The sequence below is a fragment of the Actinacidiphila guanduensis genome (assembly GCF_900103985.1).
In the GTDB taxonomy this organism is placed as follows: domain Bacteria; phylum Actinomycetota; class Actinomycetes; order Streptomycetales; family Streptomycetaceae; genus Actinacidiphila; species Actinacidiphila guanduensis.
This window is the reverse complement of the sequence record NZ_FNIE01000005.1, coordinates 437,746-456,953: the sequence shown is the minus strand read 5'-3', so window position 1 is coordinate 456,953 and position 19,208 is coordinate 437,746. Positions and strand designations below refer to the sequence as shown.

Sequence of the window (19,208 nt, the reverse complement as noted above, 5' to 3'; positions counted from 1 at the left end):
GGGCCGCGCCATTCGGCAGTCCCGCCCGGTGGCGGCGCTCTTCGGGGCGGCTCAGGCGCCGGGGCCCGCCGTCAGCCGGCCGCCGGCGGCCTTGATGTCCACGGCGGGCAGCGCCTTGCTCGCCGGCCCCTGCACGACGGCGCCGGTCTCGGCGTTGAACTGGCTGCCGTGGCAGGGGCAGGAGGCAGTGGTGCCGTCCACCGAGTCCAGCACGCAGCCCTGGTGGGTGCAGACCGCGCTGAACGCCTTGAATTCGCCCTGCTGCGGCTGCGAGACCAGCACCTTGTCGTTGCGGAACAGCCGGGCGCCGCCGACTGGCACCTGCGTGGCGGCGCCGAGGTCGACCGGCTTGGTCGGGCCGTCGGCCGAGCCGTTCTTCCCGCCGCAGGCGGCCAGGCCGAGCCCGGCGGCCCCGACCGCCCCGGCGAGGGCCGCGCCCCGCAGGACCGTACGGCGGGAGGCGGGAAGTTCGCTCGACATGGGGCGCTCCAAACACGGGGGAAGGACGGGGTGATCGTGCCGTCCCGTACCTTACGTCCCGTCCCTGGGCGCCCCGACGGCGGTGTGCCGCCGGGGCTTTCGGGCCGACCGGGGGCCAGGACCAGGAGCGCGGGCCGTGCCGTCGAGCCATGTGCACCGCGGTCCTTCGCGCCGTGGCGGGGTCCGGCGCCTTTTACGCCTTGGCGGTCCGCTTGCGCGGTGCGGCCTTCTTCGCCGGGGCGCGCTTACGGGGCGCGGGCACCGCCGCCGCGTCGCTGACCGCCTCGGGGTTGAGGATGTCGCGCAGGAACTTGCCGGTGTGGCTCGACGGGACGCCCGCGATCTGCTCGGGCGTGCCCTCGGCCACCACGGTGCCGCCCCCGCCGCCGCCCTCGGGACCCATGTCCACCACCCAGTCCGCGGTCTTGATCACGTCCAGGTTGTGCTCGATGACGATCACGGTGTTGCCCTTGTCGACCAGGCCCGACAGCACCGTGATCAGCTTGCTGATGTCCTCGAAGTGCAGGCCGGTGGTCGGCTCGTCCAGCACGTAGACGGTGCGGCCGGTGGAGCGCTTCTGCAGCTCGGAGGCGAGCTTGACCCGCTGGGCCTCGCCGCCGGACAAGGTGGGCGCGGACTGGCCGAGCCGGACGTAGCCCAGGCCGACGTCCTTGAGGGTGCGCAGGTGGCGGGCGATGGTGGGCACCGCCTCGAAGAAGTCCAGCGCCTCCTCGATCGGCATGTCCAGCACCTCGGCGATGGACTTGCCCTTGTAGTGCACCTCCAGCGTCTCCCGGTTGTACCGCGCGCCGTGGCAGACCTCGCACGGCACATAGACGTCGGGCAGGAAGTTCATCTCGATCTTGATGGTGCCGTCGCCCGCGCAGTTCTCGCAGCGGCCGCCCTTGACGTTGAAGGAGAAGCGGCCCGGCAGGTAGCCGCGGACCTTCGCCTCCATCGTCTCGGCGAAGAGCTTGCGGACGTTGTCGAAGACGCCGGTGTACGTCGCCGGGTTCGACCGCGGGGTGCGGCCGATCGGGGACTGGTCGACGTGGACGACCTTGTCCACCAGGTCGTCGCCGTCCACCCGGGTGTGGCGGCCGGGGACGGTGCGTGCCCCGTTCAGCTCGCGGGCGAGGTGGGTGTAGAGGATGTCGTTGACCAGGGTGGACTTGCCGGAGCCGGAGACGCCGGTGACGGCGGTGAGCACGCCGAGCGGGAAGGACACGTCGATGTCCTTCAGGTTGTGCTCGCGGGCGCCGTGCACGGTCAGCTGCCGCTTGCGGTCCACCGGGCGGCGGACCTCGGGCAGCGGGATGGCCCGGCGGCCGGAGAGGTACTGGCCGGTGAGCGATTCCTCGTTGACCAGCAGCTCCTTCAGGGAGCCGGAGTGCACGACCTTGCCGCCGTGCTCGCCGGCGCCGGGGCCGATGTCGACCACCCAGTCGGCGGTCTTGATGGTGTCCTCGTCGTGCTCGACGACGATCAGGGTATTGCCGAGGTCGCGCAGCCGGACCAGGGTCTCGATCAGCCGGTGGTTGTCGCGCTGGTGCAGGCCGATGGAGGGTTCGTCCAGCACGTAGAGCACGCCGACCAGGCCGGAGCCGATCTGGGTGGCCAGCCGGATGCGCTGGGCCTCGCCGCCGGACAGGGTGCCGGCCGCACGGTCCAGCGAGAGGTAGTCCAGGCCGACGTCGACCAGGAAGCGCAGCCGCTCGTTGACCTCCTTCAGGACGCGCTCGGCGATCTTGCGGTCCCGGGCGTTGAGCTTCATGCCGCCCAGGAACTCCGCGCACTCGCTGATCGACATCGCCGAGACCTCGGCGATCGACCGGTCCTGCACGGTGACCGCGAGCACGATCGGCTTCAGCCGGCTGCCGTGGCAGGTCGGGCAGGGCACCTCGCGCATGTAGCCCTCGAAGCGCTCGCGGCTGGAGTCGCTCTCGGCGTCCTGGTGGCGGCGCTTCACGAACGGGATCGCGCCCTCGAAGCTGGTGCGGTGCGCGTACCGGGTGCCGCCGCGGGTGACGTGCTCGACCCGGACCTCGGCCCGGTGCCCGTACAGCAGCGCCTTGCGGGCCTTGGCGGGCAGCGAGGAGAACGGCACGTCGGTGCGCACGCCGAGGTCGGCGGCGACGGTCTGGATGACGCGGGCGTAGTAGTTCTTCGTCATGCCGCCGAGGAAGGGGGCCAGTGCCCCTTCGTCCAGGCTGCGGCTCTCGTCGGGCACGACCAGCTCGGGGTCGACCTCCATGCGGGTGCCGATGCCGGTGCAGTCGGGGCAGGCGCCGAAGGGCGAGTTGAAGGAGAAGGAGCGGGGCTCCAGCTCCTCGAAGGACAGGTCGTCGTACGGGCAGTAGAGGTGCTCGGAGAACATCCGCTCGCGCTGCGGGTCGTCCTCGGGGAGGTCCACGAAGTCGAGGATGACCATGCCGCCGGACAGGCCGAGCGCGGTCTCCACGGAGTCGGTGAGACGGCGCTTGGCGGAGTCCTTGACGGTGAGGCGGTCCACGACCACCTCGATGGTGTGCTTCTCCTGCTTCTTCAGCTTCGGCGGGCTGGTCAGCTGGATGGTGTCGCCGTCCACCCGGGCCCGGCTGTAGCCCTTGGTCTGCAGGTCCGAGAAGAGGTCGACGAACTCGCCCTTGCGCTCGCGCACCAGCGGCGAGAGCACCTGGAAGCGGCTGCCCTCCTCCAGCTCCAGCACCTTGTCCACGATGGCCTGCGGGGACTGCCGGCTGATCGGACGACCGCACTCGGGACAGTGCGGCTTGCCGATGCGGGCGAAGAGCAGCCGCAGGTAGTCGTAGACCTCGGTGATGGTGCCGACGGTCGAGCGCGGGTTGCGCGAGGTCGACTTCTGGTCGATCGAGACGGCCGGGGACAGGCCCTCGATGAAGTCGACGTCCGGCTTGTCCATCTGGCCGAGGAACTGGCGGGCGTAGGACGAGAGGGACTCGACGTACCGGCGCTGGCCCTCGGCGAAGATCGTGTCGAAGGCGAGCGAGGACTTGCCCGAGCCGGACAGGCCCGTGAACACGATGAGGGAGTCCCGGGGCAGGTCCAGCGAGACATTCCGCAGATTGTGCTCGCGTGCGCCACGGATGGTGAGTCGGTCGGCCACGCCAGTGCGCCTTTCCTTCGGAAAGTAGGGGGGATGGTGGTTCGTGGAACCCTGGAACCCCCCGCTCAGCCTAAACGGGGTGGACTCGGGTTTTCTTCCTGTTGCCTGCGATGCCCGGGCCGGTGGCTTCCGCGGGCGCCACTGACGACCTTATAGCACGCGCATTCGATTCACGGCCGCCTGCTGCCAGGTTCACCCGATCGTGTGCCGGGCGGCCCGTACGCCCCGGCCCGCGGCCACGGCCTAGGCTGGCGGCATGGCGTACACGGGAGAGGTCACGGTCGGCGGAACGCCCGACGTGCACGAGCTGGAAGACCTGATCATCACGAAGGTCGCGGTCGGGCCCATGGACAACAACGCGTACGTGCTGCGCTGCCGGGCCACCGACGAACAGCTGCTGATCGACGCCGCGAACGACGCGGCGACCCTGCTCGAAGTGGTCGGTTCCGATGGTCTCACCTCCGTGGTGACCACTCACCGCCACGGCGACCACTGGCAGGCGCTGGAGGCGGTCGTGGCGGCCACGGGGGCCCGCACGTACGCGGGGCGCGAGGACGCCGAGGGCATCCCCGTCCCCACCGACGTCCCGCTCGACGACGGCGACACGCTCGCCTTCGGCCGCGTCCGCCTCACCGCCCGGCACCTGGTCGGCCACACCCCCGGCAGCGTCGTCCTCGTCTACGACGACCCGCACGGCCACCCGCACGTCTTCACCGGCGACTGCCTCTTCCCGGGCGGGGTCGGCAACACCCACGGCGACCCGGCCGCCTTCTCCACCCTCTTCGCCGGCGTCACCACCAAGCTCTTCGACGCCCTGCCGGACGAGACCTGGGTCTACCCCGGCCACGGCAACGACACCACCCTCGGCACCGAGCGCCCCCACCTGCCCGAATGGCGCGAACGCGGCTGGTGACCATGGCCGTCCGGGCCGGCCCGGACGGCCCCTGACAGCCCCCGGCAGCTCCCGCCGGCCTGTCTCGACTCCCCGGCTCAGTGGTGGTGGGACGAGCTGTGGTGCGAGGTGGAGTGGTGGGTCGTGGAGTGGTGCGTGGTCGTGTGGTGCGTGGTCGTGGAGTCGTCGGACGAGCCGCTGCCCGAGCCGCCGTAGTAGTGGTGGATCGTGGTGCGGTGGGTGCGGGTCGGGTGGGGGGACGACGTGTTGGAGGCGTCCTCGGCGGGGCAGGGCTCGTAGCTCCGGGCGACGGACAGGCGCACCGGGACGCCGGTGTCGCTGGAGGTGCCGCTGCCCGGCTTCTGGAAGCAGACCCGCCACGCGGTCGCGTCCGCGGTGGAGCGCTTGGCGCCGGTCGCGTCGCTGACCTGGACATTGTGGAAACCGGCCGAGTTCGCCGCGCTCCGCGCCGCCGCCAGCGTCCGGCCGGTCATGCCCGGCAGCGTGGCCGTCGTGCCCGTCTTCTTGTAGCCGGGGCCGCCGCCGCAGGCCGCCACTGCTGCCAGAGCCCCGGCCACCGCGAGCCCCACCGCCGCCGTCCGCGCACCGCGCATCACATGTCCCCCTGGGTCGTGGGCCCGCGCCGTCCCCCGGTCGCGGGTCCCCGCCGATCGAATGCCCTGAGCATGCCAGCCCCGGCCGCTCCCCGCGGCCCTTCGGACCGACCTGCGACCGTACCGCCACGAGGTGCGGACACCGCCGTGACCTGCGCCGCCGCACAGCGAGGGGCCGGCTGTCGGTGGGGCGTGCGATGCTGTCGGCATGGAGCTGTCGGACCTCGTCCTGCTGCGCCGGGCACGTGACCGCATGGACCGCGACTACGCGGAGCCGCTGGACGTCCCGGCGCTGGCGAGCGACGCCCACATGTCGGCCGGGCACTTCTCGCGCAGCTTCCGCGCGGCCTTCGGCGAGAGCCCCTACGGCTATCTGATGACCCGCCGGATCGAGCGGGCCAAGGCGCTGCTGCGCCGCGGGGACCTGCCGGTCACCGAGGTGTGCATGGCGGTGGGCTGCACCTCCCTCGGCTCGTTCAGCTCACGGTTCACCGAGCTGGTGGGCGAGAGCCCGAGCGCCTACCGGGCCCGCCCGCACACCGAGGGCGCGGCGATACCGCCGTGCGTCGCCAAGATCTTCACCCGGCCGGTGCGCAGCGGAGGAGCGAAGGACCCGTCGCGCCCGTAGCGTGGGCGCCATGGACATCACGCTCTCGCAGTGCTTCATCGCCGTCGACGACCACGACAAGGCGCTCGCCTTCTACCGGGACGTGCTGGGGCTGGAGGTGCGCAACGACGTCGGTTTCGAGGGGATGCGCTGGGTGACGGTCGGCTCGCCCGCCCAGCCCGGGGTGGAGATCGTGCTGGAGCCGCCGGCCGCCGACCCGAACGCCTCCCCGGCCGACCGTGAGGCGATGGCCGAGCTGCTGGCCAAGGGCCTGCTGCGCGGCGTCATCTTCGCCACCGACGACTGCGACGCCACGTTCGCGCACATCCAGGCGTCGGGCGCCGAGGTGCTGCAGGAGCCGGTGGACCAGCCGTACGGCGTGCGCGACTGCGCCTTCCGCGACCCGGCGGGCAACCTGCTGCGGTTCTCCCAGCGCCGCCGCTGAGCCCGGGCCGGACGTGGCCGGGGCTGCCGCTCCCCCGTGCGTACGGGCGGGCTCAGTGCTCCCCGCGGGTCCGGCGGGCACAGTACGGGCGGGCTCGGTTCTCCCCGTACGTAAGGGCGGTTCGGCACTCCCCGTGCGTACGGGCAGGATCAGTGCTCCCCCGTGCGTACGGTCGGTTCGGCGCTCCCCCGCAGGTAGGGGGCGGGCTCAGTGCTCCCCGCGCATCCGCATGCCGACCTCGCCCTGGTCCGTCTCCCACCAGGGCCGCATCATCTCGGGGGGCGCCGCCTTGGCAGCCGGTTCCCCCGCGGGGGCGGCGGGCGCGGCCGCGCTGCGGCTGACCCGCACGACTGGCCGTACGGCAGCGGCGGCCGCCTCGCGGTCCAGGGCCGCGTCCAGTTCGGCGGTGCGGGCCCGCTCGGCGCGCCACCACTCCAGGAAGACCAGCAGCAGGAAGGGCAGCCCGACGAGTTCGGCGAGGACGAGCATCAGGCCGCCGCCGAGCATCTGGTCGCGCTGGACGGAGGGGCCCCAGGTGCGGGTGTGGGTGCGGTACCAGTGCCCGGCGACGAGGGTGTTGCTGGTCATCACCACGATGCCGGGCACCGAGTCGAAGAGCCCGTCGAGGAAGACCAGCAGGGCCCGCACCGGGTGGGTGCACCAGCGCGGCAGCAGCTCCTGCCGGCTGAGCATCGGCAGGACGAACAGACAGCCGGTGAGCAGCAGTTGCAGATGCATCAGCTGCCGTACGGGGTTGTGGCCGAGCGAGGTGGCGAAGTAGGGCGTGAAGTAGATGCTCAGCTCGGAGACGAGCACGAGCACGGAGCTGACCAGCGGGTACGTCAGTGCCCGCACGGGTGCGGAGGCGAAGGCCCGGCGCAGCCGCCCGGTGGGGGACGCCAGGCCGAGCGGGTCGCCGAGGGCGAGGCCGAGCGGTGCGAACAGGTCGAGCAGGATGTTCTGCACGGCGGCGGGCCAGAAGAGCACCCGGTTGTAGACGGCCAGCCCCGACATGGTGGCGAAGACCAGGGTGCCCAGGCCGAAGACGAAGAAGACGGCGGTGCGCCACAGCGGCCAGTGCCCGCCGGAGCGCTGCCGGCGCCACACGCCGTAGCCGTAGGCCGCGCCGAGCAGCAGGACGGCCGCGAGGGCGACGCCGTCGAGCTGCCAGGTGGACAGGAACCGGGTGCCGGTCAGCTCGGGCAGCGCCGAGGTGCCCGCCGTGCTCGCCACATCCGTGCCTTTCGCGTGGGTTCCGCTGCCGGAGCCACGCTAGCCCCCGCGCCGGGCCGTCCGGCACGCAGGGGGCGCCCCCTCACCCGTCTGCCGCACGGCGGCTACACGTCGATGCGGTCCTCCCGCGAGGCGGCCGCCCGGTCGTTCTCCTCGGTCCTGGCGGCCTTGCGGGAGGCGATCAGGCTGGTGGCGGTCGTCACCGCGAGCACGGCGACGATCACTCCCAGGGAGACGGCGATGGAGATCTCGGGCACGTGCACGCCGGCCTCGTGCAGGGCGTGCAGCACCAGTTTCACGCCGATGAAGCCGAGGATGACGGACAGGCCGTAGGAGAGGTGGACCAGCCGCTTGAGCAGGCCGCCGATGAGGAAGTACAGCTGGCGCAGGCCCATCAGCGCGAAGGCGTTGGCGGTGAAGACGATGTACGGGTCCTGGGTGAGGCCGAAGATCGCCGGGATCGAGTCGAGGGCGAAGAGCACGTCGGTGGAGCCGATGGCGAGCATCACCACGAGCATCGGCGTCATCAGGCGGCGGCCGTTCTCGGTGACGAACATCTTGGTGCCGTGGTAGCGGTCGGTGCTGGGCACGCGCCGCCGCACGGCCGCCATCAGCCGGTTCTCCTCGAAATCGGTGTCGGCGTCGTGCCCGGCGAGTGCTTCCTTGATCAGCTTCCAGGCGGTCCAGATGAGGAAGGCGCCGAAGACGAAGAAGATCCAGGAGAAACTGGCGATCAGGGTGGCGCCGGCGGCGATGAAGACCGTGCGCAGCACCAGCGCGACGAGCACCCCGATGAGCAGCACCCGCTGCTGGTAGGCGGCGGGGACGGCGAACTTCGCCATGATCAGCACGAAGACGAAGAGGTTGTCGACGCTGAGGGACTTCTCGGTGACGTACCCGGCGAAGAACTCCCCGGCGGGTCCGCCGCCCGCGAAGAGCGCCAGACCGAGCCCGAAGAGCCCGGCGAGGGCGACCCACACGGCGGTCCAGATCCCGGCCTCGCGCACGGAGACTTCGTGCGGGTTGCGCCCGATGAGGAAGTCGGCGCCGATGAGCGCGCACAGTCCGGCGAGGGTCAGCGCCCAGAGGGCGAGTGACACGTCCACGGGGCCTCCGCCCAAATTCGTCGGTCAAGAAAGAGTAACGAATCCCCATGAAAGAGTAAAGATCACGCTGCGCCTCGGCTCTCACCACCACCCGAATGAGTGCATCGGCACGAGCGGAACCACGTGCCCGAAGGACGAAGCACGCCTGAGGCGTCCCTCGGGCCGGCCGCCTCACTTCTCCCAGGCGATCGGCTTGGCCAGCTCCGACCGCATCCCGGGGTAGGGGTCGGTGACAGCGCCTCGACGCGACCGGACATCGGCCCGCACCTCCAGCAGCGGCCCCGCCGCCGTGTAGTGCCGCCCGCGGCCGGAGCCGTGCGCCGCCAGCAGCCCGAGCCCCGCCAGGTGCGCCAGATCCCTCGTCGCCGTCTGCCCCTCGATCCCGGCTCGCTTCATGTATCCGCCGCGGCGGATGCGGTACCCGAGAACCGCGTCGAAGAGGGGATCCAGGACCCGTTCGGGCAGCTTGTGGCTGCTCACGATTCCGTCGAGGTGCAGCCAGTACCGGTCGGCGTCCTCTACTCGACGGGCCATCGTCTGCGCCTGCATGTGGTGCGCGCGCAGGCAGAACGACAGCCAGAGCTGCGCATCGGCCCGCGGAGCCCACACGCCGCGGCCTGTGTGGCCGAGAGCGGCGTAGTAATCCAGCGTGTTGGACTTCGCCCCCAGCCACTCCTCGATCGAGGAGAAGACGGGCTCGCCGATGTCCGAGCGCGCCAGCACCAGCGTGGCGAGCGCCCGGGCCATCCGGCCGTTGCCGTCACGGAACGGGTGGATCATGACCAGGTTCAGGTGAGCCATCGCCGACCGTACGACCGGGTCGTGTTCATGGCCGGTGCGCAGGCTCCGGACCAGTGCGTTCATCAGCTCCGGAACGGCCTCGTGGTCGGGTCCTTCGTAGACCTGCCGCTCGGTCTCGTGGTTGTGCACGTAGATCGGGCCCTTGCGGAAGTGCCCGGGCGACTTCGACGGCTCGTGCTGCAGCATCATGAAGTGCATGGCGCGCAGCTCGCTGGTGTCGTAGGTGGCAAGGGAGTCACTGCCTATGGCCAGGACGTAGCCCATGGTCTGCTGGTAGCCCTTGATCTCCGCGAAGGTCTTCTCGTCCGCGCTCATCGGCTCCTCGTCGTCCAGAGCCGCGAGCGCGTCGTCCTCGGCGACCTCGTAGCCCTCGATGCTGTTGGATCCCTGGACGGCTTTGGCGAGAACGGAGCGCCGCAGTCCTCCCTCCCAGCGCCGAGGAGTGCGGAGCACCATGCGCATGTCCTTGCGCATCTGGTGGATCTCACCGAGCACCGACTGGTCCTCGCTGGTCAGACGAGGCACGGTATACAGCTCCGGGGCGGAGGATGACACATTCATGTAGTCATTCTAAGGCCATGATGACTACTTTAATTAGTCATCATGCACGCGTCGTCGCGAGCCGGGCGGACAGCCCCCGTAACGGCGGTGCCACGGGTGGAGGGCGGGGCGATGGGGGTTATTGGCCGTGGGTTGCTGGTGGGGAGGCGGCGAGGTGGCGGAGGACCTGGGGGAGGATGGTGCTGCCCGGGGGGACCAGGGGCGGTTCGTAGGTCCAGGCGTGGCCGACCCAGGGGTCGGCGAGGTGGTCGCTGGGCAGCGGGGTCAGGCGCAGGGTCGCGCGCCACAGGGGGCTCAGGAGCGGGCCGTACTCGGCGGCGTCCTCGCGGTCGGCGACCAGCAGGACGTGGACGCCCACGGTGTGGCCCTCGTCGGCGAGGTAGCGCAGCTGGTTGACGGCGCGGTCGTCGAAGCCGAACGGGAACTCGTGGACGACCAGCAGCTGCTCCGCGGCGTCGAACCCGGGCGGCAGCGCGTCGGCGGCGCCCCCGCGCAGCGCCATCTGCACCAGGTCCACCCGCTCGGTCAGCCGCTGCAGCACCTCGCCGACGCCCGCCGGGCCCGGCGTCGGCTGCGGCTGGACGAGTGCGCCGGCCGCGTACAGCGGCGCGAAGGCGGTGGCACCCGTGCCCGCCGGGTCCAGCACGTGCACGGTCAGGCCGCCGGCCGGGTACGACGCGAGCAGCCGGGCGGCGACCGCCACGGCCGTGTCCAGCGCTCCCCTGCGGTCCTCGCCCGCGTCGACCCACAGCCCCCGCTCCAGCGGCAGCCGCACCAGCAGCGGTATCCGCAGCTCGGGCGCCTCCGGCAGGCTCAGCGAGCCCAGCCGCACGGCGAGCGGCGGTTCCTGCGGCACCCGGTAGGCGTGCCACGACGGGTTCTCCCACCCGGCGAACGCCGGCGGCAGCGCGGGCTCCACCACCTCGGCCTCGGCCACCAGTTGGGCCAGGTCGCGGTCGAGGACGGCCCTGGCCTGGTCGACCAGCGCGACCTGCTTGGCCATCGCCTGCTCGCGCGCCGCCTCCGCCGCGGGGCCGCCGCGGGTGCGCGGGTCGGCCAGCAACCGGTCCAGCTCCTGCTCGTAGCGCGACTGGGCGAAGTCCTCGGCGCTGCGGTACGCGGCCACGCTGCGGGCCAGGTCCTCGAACATCCCCCAGATCTGGTTGTGCAGCCGCTCCTCCATCGTCCAGCCGGCCGCGTCCCCGGCGACGGGTCCGCCGCCGGGAGCAGCGTCCCCACCGCCGGAAGGGGCCCCGCCCGAGCTGCCAGCGGGAGCCTCGGCCCCGCCGTCCGCCGGCCCGGCGGGTACGGCGGCGCCCTGCGCGGGGACGGTACGGCGCCGCGGATGCCGGTAGTCGATGCCGCCGGAGGGGGTGGCACCCGGGGCGGCCGCACCGGACGGGCCCGTACCGGGCACGGTGCCGCCGGAGGCGGCCCGGCTCGCCCCGGGCGAAGCACTCCCGGACTGGGCCGGCGATCCACCGGGCGGAGCGTCGCCCGGACCGCCCGAGAACGTGGAGGCCGCCGCGGACGAAGCACCCGGGACACCCGGGACCGTACCTTCCGCGTCCGCGGCCGCGGGCACGGTGCCGCCGGACGCGCCCCGACGCGGGCGGCTGTCCGTAGGCGCAGCAGAGGCCGAGCCATCCGTAGCAACCTCGCCCTGGGTCGCCCGGCTGTCCGCGGGGCCCGCAGAGGGCGGCACCGGGATCGAGCGGGGTTGTGCGCGGGTCACCGCTTCGTGGATGCGTGCGGCCACCTCGGGGGCCTCGAGGACCGCTTGGTCGAGCAGCAGGGCGGCGAGGCCGCCCGCGTAGCCCTGGCCCACCGCGCGGACCCTCCAGGCGCCCTGACGGCGGTAGACCTCCAGGGCGATCAGGGCCGTCTCGGAGGTGAGGCCCGTGATCGTGTACGAGGCGATGCCCGTGCCGTCGGGCCGGGTGACCGTCAGGTGCGGGGCGGGCGCGGCGCCGAAGTCGGCGGGGCCGCGGCCGGGCGGCAGGGCGAGCAGGACGTGCACGCGGTGCACCGGCTGGGGCATGGTGCCCAGATCCACCGCGACCCGGTGCTCGGCGGCCGCCTGCCGCGGCACCTCGACCCCGCTCAGCTGCGGGCTGCCGGGATGCGCCAGCCAGGCGCCCTCGGGTGCCTCACCTGGCGCGGCCACCGCGCGGCCCTGCTCATCGGCGAGGGTGACCGCGGCCACCACCGGGATACCCGCGCTGACGCGGATCTCCAGTCGGGTCCCGGGGAGTGGGTGGTTCTGGCCTCGTACCAGTTCGGCCGTCATGGCAGCCGCCCCTTGCTCGTCGTGTGCTCGCTTCGTGCTCGCCCGCGGACCCCACCGCACGGGCCGGGCCATCGCTGACAGGCCCGAGGCCATCGCTGCAAGGCCCGGTGCCACCGCGGAAAAGGCCCCGGGCTCCGTGCCGGCTAGAGGACCGGGAGGATCGCGGGGATCAGGTCCTGGAAGGTGCGGCCGTTGGCCGGGGTGCCGATCGCGGTCATCGACCAGCCGCTCGCCCCGCGCTGCACCTTCGCCATGATCTGCGCGGTGTAGGGGCCGCCGCCGGTGAGCGTGTAGCGGGCCAGCTCCTGGCCGTTGGTCTCGTCCACCAGGCGGCAGAACGCGTTCTGCACCTCGGCGAAGGTCTGGCCGGTGAAGGAGTTCACCGTGAAGACGATCTGGTCCACGTGCACCGGCACCCGCTGCAGGTCCACCAGGATCGACTCGTCGTCACCGCCTTGGCCGGCGCCGCCGACCAGGTTGTCGCCGGTGTGCCGGACGGAGCCGTCGTCGCTGGTGAGGTGGCGGAAGAAGACCACGTCGACCGGCTGCTTGTCGGCGAAGAGGACCGCCGAGGCGTCCAGGTCGATCTCGCGGGTGCGGCTGCCGAAGAGGCCCCGGCGCGGGGCGGCCTGCCAGCCGAGGCCCATCCGGACGGCGCTGAGCGCACCTCCGTCCGACTTGCTCAGGCTGATCTTCTGGCCCTTGGTCATGTTGACCGTCACGCGCTGTCCCCTTCCACCCGTCACCGCCTGCGCGGCTCGTCTCACGCGGACTTGTGCCCCGCACCCTAACAAGACGCAGGGGCCCCGGCTCCTGGTTCGTCCGGCCGGACTTTTCCCGCCCGAACGGGCGCCGCCGCGCACCACGGCCCCGCCCCGGCGGGCTCCCCGTCACACCGGAACACCGTTCCGGACGGGCACCGGCCCGTACCGGAACCCCTCCCGGACGAGGCCCACGCCCGCACCGCAACCCCGCCCGGACGGGCACCGGCTCAGACCACGCCCGCCTCCTTCAGCTGCCGCAGCTCCTTCTTCAGGTCGGTCAGCTCGTCCCTGATCCGCGCGGCCACCTCGAACTGCAGCTCGGCCGCCGCGGTGTGCATCTGCTCGGTGAGCTGGGCGACGAGGTCGGCCATCTCCTCGGCGGCCAGCGGCTCGCCCTTGCGCCGGGAGCCGGTCTTCGCCGACAGCCCCGGCACCGGCGCCTTGCCGCGCGAGCGCTGCCGGCCCGAGCCCAGCAGCTCCTCGGTGTCGGCCTCCTCGCGGGCGAAGGAGTCCAGGATGCCGGCGATCTTCTTGCGCAGCGGCTGCGGGTCGATGCCGCGCTCGGTGTTGTAGGCGACCTGCTTCTCGCGCCGGCGGTTGGTCTCCTCGATGGCCTGCTCCATCGCCGGGGTGATCCGGTCGGCGTACATGTGCACCTGGCCGGAGACGTTGCGCGCGGCACGGCCGATGGTCTGGATCAGCGAGGTGCCCGACCGCAGGAAGCCCTCCTTGTCGGCGTCGAGGATCGCCACCAGCGAGACCTCGGGCAGGTCCAGGCCCTCACGCAGCAGGTTGATGCCGACCAGCACGTCGTACTCGCCGGACCGCAGCTCCTGCAGCAGCTCCACCCGGCGCAGGGTGTCGATGTCGCTGTGCAGGTAGCGCACCTGGATGCCGAGCTCCAGCAGGTAGTCGGTGAGGTCCTCGGCCATCTTCTTGGTCAGGGTGGTGACCAGGACACGCTCGTCCCGCTCGGAGCGCAGCCGGATCTCGTGCACCAGGTCGTCGATCTGGCCCTCGGTGGGCTTGACCACGACCTCGGGGTCGACCAGGCCGGTCGGGCGGATGATCTGCTCGACCACCCCGTCGCTGCGGGACAGCTCGTACGGCCCGGGGGTCGCCGACAGGTAGACGGTCTGGCCGACCCGGCCCAGGAACTCCTCCCACTTCAGCGGCCGGTTGTCCAGCGCGGAGGGCAGCCGGAAGCCGTGGTCGACCAGGGTGCGCTTGCGGGAGGCGTCCCCCTCGTACATCGCGCCGATCTGCGGCACGGTGACGTGCGACTCGTCGATGACCAGCAGGAAGTCCTCGGGGAAGTAGTCGATGAGGGTGTCGGGCGCCGAGCCGGGGGCGCGGCCGTCGATGTGCCGCGAGTAGTTCTCGATGCCCGAGCAGGTGCCGATCTGCCGCATCATCTCGATGTCGTACGTGGTGCGCATGCGCAGCCGCTGGGCCTCCAGCAGCTTGCCCTGCTTCTCCAGCTCGGCGAGCCGGTCGGCCAGCTCCAACTCGATGCCGGCGATGGCCCGCTCCATGCGCTCGGGTCCGGCGACGTAGTGGGTGGCGGGGAAGACATAGACCTGCTCGTCCTCGGTGACGACCTCGCCGGTGAGCGGGTGCAGGGTGTACAGCGCCTCGATCTCGTCGCCGAACATCTCGATGCGGACGGCGAGCTGCTCGTAGACCGGGAAGATCTCGATGGTGTCGCCGCGGACCCGGAAGGTGCCGCGGGTGAACGCCAGGTCGTTGCGCGTGTACTGGATGTCGACGAAGCGGCGCAGCAGCGCGTCGCGGTCGATCTCCTCGCCGACCTTGAGGCGGACCATCCGGTCGACGTACTCCTGCGGGGTGCCCAGGCCGTAGATGCAGGAGACGGAGGCGACCACGACGACGTCCCGCCGGGTGAGCAGCGAGTTGGTCGCCGAGTGGCGCAGCCGCTCCACCTCCTCGTTGATCGAGGAGTCCTTCTCGATGTAGGTGTCCGTCTGCGGGACGTACGCCTCCGGCTGGTAGTAGTCGTAGTACGAGACGAAGTACTCGACCGCGTTGTTGGGCAGCAGCTCGCGGAACTCGTTGGCGAGCTGGGCGGCGAGGGTCTTGTTCGGCGCCATCACCAGGGTGGGGCGCTGCAGCTTCTCGATCATCCACGCGGTCGTGGCGGACTTGCCCGTGCCGGTGGCGCCGAGCAGCACCACGTCCTTCTCGCCGGCACGGATGCGCCGCTCCAGGTCGCTGATCGCCGTGGGCTGGTCACCGCTGGGCTGGTAGGGGCTGACGACCTCGATGGGCGCCACGGTTCTTTCGATGTCTGATACGGGCCGCATGCCCTCCACGGTACGGCGCCCCTCCGACAATCCCGTCTGGCCGCCGTGCGTGACCGCGCGGCCACGGCGGGTCGGCGGCCGGGGCCACGCTTTCCGGCGCTGTTGTCGGTGGGTCCCTCTAGGGTGGGCGGCATGGGGAAGCTCGTGTGGACGGTGCGGGAGACGGCGATCGGGCCGCTGCTGGTGATGGCCACCGGCGAGGGGCTGGTGCACGTCGGGTTCCGGGCCGATCCGCCGGCGGCGCAGCGCTCGGTGGCGTCGGTGGGGCGCCGGCTGGGCACCGAGCCGGTCGAGGACGGGCGGGCGCTGGCGGCGGCCGCCGAGCAGCTGGACGGCTACTTCGCGGGGAGCCGCACCCGCTTCGAGCTGCCACTGGACTGGTCGCTGGTCACCGGGTTCAACCGCCGGGTGCTGCGCGAGCTGGCCACCGGGGTGCCCTTCGGCAGCGTCGTGGGGTATCAGGACCTGGCCCGCAGGGTCGGCGAGCCGGACGCGGCGCGCGCGGTGGGCACCGCCATGGGCGCCAACCCGATACCCGTGGTCGTCCCCTGCCACCGGGTGATCGAGAGCGACGGCGGGATAGGCGGCTTCGGCGGCGGCCTGGAGATCAAGCGCGCCCTGCTGGCCCTGGAGGGCGTCCTGCCCGCGCCCCTGTTCTGAGCGAGGCTTCGAGAGGGCTTCCGGGAAGGGTCCCGAGCGCGGTACGCATCCCGCGGCAGCCGGTACCGTCAGGCGGACGGAAGTGCTCCCCCGGCCGCGCGGGCGCGCCTCACTCGCCGGGGGGACCAGGCCGTCCCGGGCTGCTTGCCGGGCTACTCCTCCGGCGTCCTGGGGTCCGGGATCTGCAGGCCGGGCGCGGGCAGTTCCGCGCGCTCGGCGGACGGCGCCACCTCGGGCGCGGGCTCCTCGACAGGCGCGGGGACCGCGGCCTGCTCCGCCACGGGCACGGCCGCCCCCGTATCCGCCGCCGTCCCCGTACCGGAGGTCGCGCCCCCGCCCGCCGCCCGTTCGAAGAACCGCAGCATCTCCACCGGGAAGGGCATCACCAGCGTGGAGTTCTTCTCGGCGGCGACCTCGACCACGGTCTGCAGCAGCCGCAGCTGCAGCGCCGACGGGTTGGCGTCCATCGTGCGCGCGGCCTGCGAGAGCTTCTGGGACGCCTGGAGTTCGCCGTCCGCGGTGATGATGCGGGCCCGCCGCTCGCGGTCGGCCTCGGCCTGCCGGGCCATGGAGCGCTTCATCGACTCCGGCAGCGCCACGTCCTTGATCTCCACCCGGTCGATGTGGACACCCCAGCCGGTGGCCGGGGTGGACAGCATCAGCTCCAGGCCCTCGTGCAACTGCTCGCGCCCGGAGAGCAGATCGTCCAGCTCGCTCTTGCCGATGATGGAGCGCAGCGAGGTCTGGGCCACCTGCAGCATGGCGAACTCGTAGTTCTGCACGTCCACGGTGGCCCGGATCGGGTCGACCACCCGGAAGTACAGCACGGCGTCGACCCGCACCGAGACGTTGTCGCGGGTGATGCCCTCCTGCGCCGGCACCGGCAGCGTGACGACCTGCATGTTCACTTTGGTCATGCGGTCGACGAAGGGGGTCAGCAGCCGCAGGCCGGGTTCCTTGGGCAGCGGGTTGACCCGCCCGAAGCGGTAGATGACCCCGCGCTCGTACTGCTTGACCACCCGCACGCTGTTCAGCAGGCCGACGATGCCGACGATCACGGCGACGACGACCAGCAGGACGATGACGGCTTCCATCTCCCGGCCCCCTTCGGAGCGTTGCCCGGATACGCGCCGGCGCGCCCGCGGTCAGCTCGCGTCGAAACGCGCGGCGGCGACGTAGTCGGGGCGCGGGTCGAGCGCGGCGGCGAGCCGGAAGTGGCGCTGTGCCTCGGCGGAGCGGTTGGCGCGTTCCAGCGTACGGGCCAGCGCGAAGTGAGCGAAGGCGTTGTCCGGTTCGCGTTCCAGGACGACCTGGAACTCCAGCTCGGCCGGGCGCAGTTGGGCGGCCAGGAAGAAGGCGCGGGCGCGCAGCAGGCGGGCCGCGGTGTTCTCCGGGTGGGCCGCGATCACGGAGTCGAGGAGCTTGACGGCGCCGCGCGGGTCGCGGGCGGCGAGCAGCTGCTCGGCCGCGCGGAAGTCGATGACATGGGTTTCCGGCGTACGCTCCTGCAAGACCGCCTCCCTGGAGTCGGGGCACGGGTGACGACGGATCGTCTGGACGGATATACCCAACGCGGCCTGGGGCAACCGCATTCCCGCCGGCCCCGCCGCCACGAGGGGCGCGGCGCACGCGTCACCCGTAAGGTGGACGCATGGCAAGTGTGGGGCTGACCGGCGGAATCGGCGCCGGAAAGAGCGAAGTCGCCCGGCTGCTGGAGTCCTACGGCGCCGTGCTCGTCGACGCGGACCGCATCGCCCGGGAGGTGGTCGAGCCCGGCACCGAGGGACTGGCCGCCGTGGTCGCTGAGTTCGGCGAGCAGGTCCTCGACGAGGACGGGCGGTTGGACCGGCCGCGCCTGGGGGCGATCGTCTTCGCCGACGAGGAGCGCCGCAAGACGCTGGGGGCGATCGTGCACCCGCTGGTGGGGCGCCGCTCGGCCGAACTCCAAGAGGCTGCGGGCCCGGACGCGATCGTCGTCCACGATGTGCCGCTGCTCACCGAGAACGGCCTCGCGCCGCTGTACGACCTGGTGATCGTGGTGGACGCGAGCCCGCAGACGCAACTGGAGCGGCTGGTGCGGCTGCGCGGGATGACGGAGGAGGACGCACGCGCCCGGATGGCCGCGCAGGCCACCCGCGAGCAGCGGCTGGCCGTCGCCGACATCGTCATCGACAACGACGGCCCGCTGGAGGCCCTGGAGCCGCAGGTCCGCGCGGCTTGGGAGCGGCTGCGCGCCCTGTGAGGCGCCCCGGGCCGCACCCGGCCCGACGCACAACCCCTCAGCGCCCGGGCGGCACCCCTGGATGCCGGGCCCGGTCCGGTGCCGGGGTGGTCAGCGCCCGTCGTCCTCCCGGTCGGCGAGGAACCGCTCGAACTCCGCCGCCAGGTCGTCGGCCGTGGGCAGGTCGACCGGCTCGGCGATGAGGCTCTCGCGGTTGTGCGCGCCGGCCACCGCGTCGTACTGGCTCTCCAGCCCGCGGACGACGGAGACCAGTTCGCCGTCGCCCTCGGCGACCTGGCGGTCGATCTCGACCCGCACGGTGTGGGCCTCGCGGCGCAGGGCGTGGGCGATCTCGGGGAGCACCAGGCCGGTGGCGGCGGTGACGGCCTCCAGGACGGCCAGGGCCGCGTCCGGGTACGGGGAGCGGGCCAGGTAGTGCGGGACGTGGGCGGCCACGCCCAGGACGTCCCGGCCGGCCTCGGCGAGCCGCAGCTCGACCAGCGAGGCGGCGCTGCCGGGCACTTGGGCCTCCTCGAACCAGGCGCGGTGGCCGGGCACCAGGTCCACCCGGTTCCCGTGCGGGGTCAGGCCGACCGGGCGGGTGTGCGGGACACCCATCGGGATGCCGTGGAAGTTGATCGACAGCCGCACGCCGAGCCGCTCGACCACTTCGAGCACCGCGGCGCTGAAGCGCTCCCATTCCACGTCAGGTTCGAAGCCGGTCAGCAGCAGGAAGGGGGTGCCGATGGCGTCGCGCACCAGGTAGAGGTCGATGGCGGGCTCTTCGTAGGACGACCAGTGGTCGCGCTCGAAGGTCATCAGGGGGCGGCGGGCCCGGTAGTCGACCAGCCGGTCGGCGTCGAAGCGGGCGATGAGCTGGTTGTCGAGGCGGTCCAGCAGGTGCTGCGCGATCTGGCCGCCGGTCTCGCCGGCGTCCATGAACCCCTCGAGGTAGTACATCATCACCGGCCCGGCGTCACCGACCGCCTCGTCGACGGCCTCGGCCCCGCCCGGCTCGTAGGCGTACAGTCCCTGCGGATCCAGCACGATCGTTCCTCCCTCGCTCTTCGTCATCGACAACGTACG

At 72.2% G+C, this 19,208-nt stretch carries 17 protein-coding genes; 5 read left to right on the top strand and 12 right to left on the bottom strand.

What is annotated here, in order from left to right; genetic code table 11:
• Positions 1-51: 51 nt before the first annotated feature.
• Positions 52-480: a Rieske (2Fe-2S) protein gene (locus BLR33_RS13565; protein ID WP_093784648.1), complete on the bottom strand. Its 429-nt coding sequence runs from the start codon at positions 478-480 to the stop codon at positions 52-54.
• A 193-nt stretch (positions 481-673) separates the two neighbouring features.
• Positions 674-3,604 (bottom strand): excinuclease ABC subunit UvrA, encoded by a 2,931-nt coding sequence (gene uvrA, locus BLR33_RS13560; RefSeq protein WP_093784647.1) that lies wholly within the window; start codon positions 3,602-3,604, stop codon positions 674-676.
• A 256-nt stretch (positions 3,605-3,860) separates the two neighbouring features.
• On the opposite strand from uvrA, the gene BLR33_RS13555 reads away from it, so the two are divergent.
• Positions 3,861-4,517 carry an MBL fold metallo-hydrolase gene (locus BLR33_RS13555; RefSeq protein WP_093784646.1) on the top strand — a complete coding sequence of 219 codons (657 nt, stop codon included), beginning with the start codon at positions 3,861-3,863 and terminating at the stop codon, positions 4,515-4,517.
• 77 nt (positions 4,518-4,594) lie between these two features.
• On the opposite strand, the gene BLR33_RS13550 is transcribed toward BLR33_RS13555, so the two are convergent.
• On the bottom strand, positions 4,595-5,110 hold the full coding sequence (locus tag BLR33_RS13550; protein WP_093784645.1) for a PASTA domain-containing protein: 516 nt from the start codon (positions 5,108-5,110) through the stop codon (positions 4,595-4,597).
• Between the two features lie 208 nt (positions 5,111-5,318).
• On the opposite strand from BLR33_RS13550, the gene BLR33_RS13545 reads away from it, so the two are divergent.
• Both BLR33_RS13545 and BLR33_RS13540 read left to right on the top strand, forming a co-directional pair.
• Positions 5,319-5,738 carry a helix-turn-helix transcriptional regulator gene (locus BLR33_RS13545; RefSeq protein ID WP_093784644.1) on the top strand — a complete coding sequence of 140 codons (420 nt, stop codon included), beginning with the start codon at positions 5,319-5,321 and terminating at the stop codon, positions 5,736-5,738.
• Between the two features lie 10 nt (positions 5,739-5,748).
• Positions 5,749-6,162, top strand: coding sequence for a VOC family protein (locus BLR33_RS13540; RefSeq protein ID WP_093784802.1), 414 nt, complete (start codon positions 5,749-5,751; stop codon positions 6,160-6,162).
• 207 nt (positions 6,163-6,369) lie between these two features.
• Here the strand turns inward: BLR33_RS13540 and BLR33_RS13535 are convergent, their stop codons facing one another.
• From BLR33_RS13535 to uvrB, 6 genes are all read right to left on the bottom strand, one after another.
• Entirely contained in the window at positions 6,370-7,395 is a 1,026-nt protein-coding gene (locus tag BLR33_RS13535; protein ID WP_093784643.1) for a cytochrome c oxidase assembly protein, read from the bottom strand.
• Between the two features lie 104 nt (positions 7,396-7,499).
• Entirely contained in the window at positions 7,500-8,501 is a 1,002-nt protein-coding gene (locus BLR33_RS13530; RefSeq protein ID WP_093784642.1) for a TerC family protein, read from the bottom strand.
• A 171-nt stretch (positions 8,502-8,672) separates the two neighbouring features.
• A complete protein-coding gene (locus BLR33_RS13525; protein ID WP_093784641.1) occupies positions 8,673-9,863 on the bottom strand; it encodes a Fic family protein in 1,191 nt (396 codons plus the stop codon).
• A gap of 118 nt (positions 9,864-9,981) precedes the next feature.
• Positions 9,982-12,153, bottom strand: coding sequence for a TerD family protein (locus BLR33_RS13520; RefSeq protein WP_093784640.1), 2,172 nt, complete (start codon positions 12,151-12,153; stop codon positions 9,982-9,984).
• Between the two features lie 143 nt (positions 12,154-12,296).
• Complete coding sequence (locus BLR33_RS13515) at positions 12,297-12,875, bottom strand: TerD family protein (protein ID WP_093784639.1); 579 nt, start codon at positions 12,873-12,875, stop codon at positions 12,297-12,299.
• Positions 12,876-13,144: 269 nt separating this feature from the next.
• Positions 13,145-15,241: an excinuclease ABC subunit UvrB gene (uvrB, locus tag BLR33_RS13510; RefSeq protein ID WP_093784638.1), complete on the bottom strand. Its 2,097-nt coding sequence runs from the start codon at positions 15,239-15,241 to the stop codon at positions 13,145-13,147.
• Between the two features lie 132 nt (positions 15,242-15,373).
• Here uvrB and BLR33_RS13505 point away from each other — a divergent pair, with 132 nt between their 5' ends.
• Positions 15,374-15,901, top strand: a complete 528-nt coding sequence (locus tag BLR33_RS13505) for a methylated-DNA--[protein]-cysteine S-methyltransferase (RefSeq protein ID WP_093784637.1) — start codon at positions 15,374-15,376, stop codon at positions 15,899-15,901.
• A 152-nt stretch (positions 15,902-16,053) separates the two neighbouring features.
• Here BLR33_RS13505 and BLR33_RS13500 read toward each other — a convergent pair whose 3' ends face one another.
• Together BLR33_RS13500 and BLR33_RS13495 are read right to left on the bottom strand one after the other, a co-directional pair.
• Positions 16,054-16,995 (bottom strand): slipin family protein, encoded by a 942-nt coding sequence (locus BLR33_RS13500; protein ID WP_093784636.1) that lies wholly within the window; start codon positions 16,993-16,995, stop codon positions 16,054-16,056.
• A gap of 51 nt (positions 16,996-17,046) precedes the next feature.
• Positions 17,047-17,412, bottom strand: coding sequence for a tetratricopeptide repeat protein (locus tag BLR33_RS13495; RefSeq protein WP_093784635.1), 366 nt, complete (start codon positions 17,410-17,412; stop codon positions 17,047-17,049).
• A gap of 140 nt (positions 17,413-17,552) precedes the next feature.
• On the opposite strand from BLR33_RS13495, the gene coaE reads away from it, so the two are divergent.
• Positions 17,553-18,143 carry a dephospho-CoA kinase gene (gene coaE / locus BLR33_RS13490; RefSeq protein WP_093784634.1) on the top strand — a complete coding sequence of 197 codons (591 nt, stop codon included), beginning with the start codon at positions 17,553-17,555 and terminating at the stop codon, positions 18,141-18,143.
• Between the two features lie 90 nt (positions 18,144-18,233).
• On the opposite strand, the gene BLR33_RS13485 is transcribed toward coaE, so the two are convergent.
• A complete protein-coding gene (locus tag BLR33_RS13485) occupies positions 18,234-19,169 on the bottom strand; it encodes a proteasome assembly chaperone family protein (protein ID WP_093784633.1) in 936 nt (311 codons plus the stop codon).
• Positions 19,170-19,208: the final 39 nt, after the last annotated feature.